Here is a 1,405-nt window from a genome sequence, read left to right as displayed (position 1 = left end):
CGTGGGAATACCTCAAGGGACGCTCCGCGTTCCACTGGGACGCAGAGCGTCCCGGGCTGCATTCCCACGCGGAGCGTGGGAACGATCAGTCAGATCGCTATTGCGAGCAGGCTCACTCCTACAGGGAACGAGTTGCGCATAGAATGTCCGGCAGAACCAACTCCGCCTTGACGAGACCGCGCATGACTTTCGATTTTGATCAGCTGTTCGACCGCCACCACACTGGCAGCACCAAGTGGAGCCGCTACCCGGCCGATGTGTTGCCGATGTGGGTCGCTGACATGGATTTTGCCGCGCCGCCGGTCATCGTCGAAGCCTTGCAACAGCGCCTGCTGCACCCGTTGCTCGGTTACAGCGTGGCGCAGGACAACCTGCGTGAAGCGATCGTCGCCGATCTGTGGAACAAGTATTCATGGCAGGTCAAACCGCAGGAGCTGATCTTCCTGCCGGGTGTGGAATCGGGCTTCAACATGGCGCTCAAGGCGTTGGTCCAGGCGCAGCAGAATATCGTCGTGCAAGTGCCGAACTACCCGCCACTGCGTCATGCGCCGGGGCATTGGGGCCTGAACAAGGTCGAGCTGGAATTCAACGCCCAGGCCGATGGCACCTACGCCACGCCATTGGACGCACTGCGCGAGTCGCTGAAAGGCGGCGGCGCCCTGCTGTTGAGCAACCCGCACAACCCGCTCGGCAAGGTCTTCGCCCGCGAAGAATTGCAGGCAGTGGCGGATATTTGTGAAGCGCAGGACGCGTGGATCATCTCCGACGAGATTCACGCCGAACTGTGCTTCGACGGCCGCGTGCACATTCCCACCGCATCGCTGAGCCCGCAAATATCGAAACGCACGATCACCCTGATGTCGGCGAGCAAGGCCTACAACATCGCCGGTCTGAAGACCTCGTTCATGATCATCCAGGACGCCGCCCTGCGCGAACGCGTCAACCACGCCCGCTGCGGCATGGTCGACAGCGTCAACCCGCTGGGCATGGAAGCCACCCGCGTCGCCTACAGCGAAGCCGGGCCGTGGCTCGCGGAATTGAAAATCTACCTGCAGGCCAACCGCGACTGGCTGGTAGACGCGGTGCGCACGCGCCTGCCGGGCGTGACCATCAACGTGCCGCAGGGCACGTATCTGGCGTGGCTCGATTGCACCGCGCTCGACCTGCCGGATCCGCAGCGGTTCTTCCTCGAACAGGGCAAGGTCGGGCTCAGTGCCGGGCTCGATTTTGGTGACCGGCATCAGCAGTTTGTGCGCTTGAACTTCGGCTGCCCGAGGGCGTTGCTGGAAGAAGGGATTGCGCGGATGGAGCGGGCGCTGGCCAGCCGCAACGCCTGAGAACAACATGCCCTCGTGGGAGCTGGCTTGCCAGCGATGACGGGCTCACATGCAACATAGATGTTGTC

At 62.6% G+C, this 1,405-nt stretch carries 1 protein-coding gene; it reads left to right on the top strand.

The genetic code is table 11. The features are described from left to right. Nucleotides 1-182: 182 nt before the first annotated feature. On the top strand, nt 183-1,337 hold the full coding sequence (locus F8N49_RS27710; RefSeq protein ID WP_071172528.1) for a MalY/PatB family protein: 1,155 nt from the start codon (nt 183-185) through the stop codon (nt 1,335-1,337). The last annotated feature ends 68 nt before the right edge of the window (nt 1,338-1,405 follow it).

The organism is Pseudomonas sp. GXM4 (assembly GCF_008923895.1).
Taxonomy (GTDB): domain Bacteria; phylum Pseudomonadota; class Gammaproteobacteria; order Pseudomonadales; family Pseudomonadaceae; genus Aquipseudomonas; species Aquipseudomonas atacamensis.
Note: the sequence above shows the minus strand (reverse complement) of the source record. Positions and strands in the feature narration are given on the sequence as shown.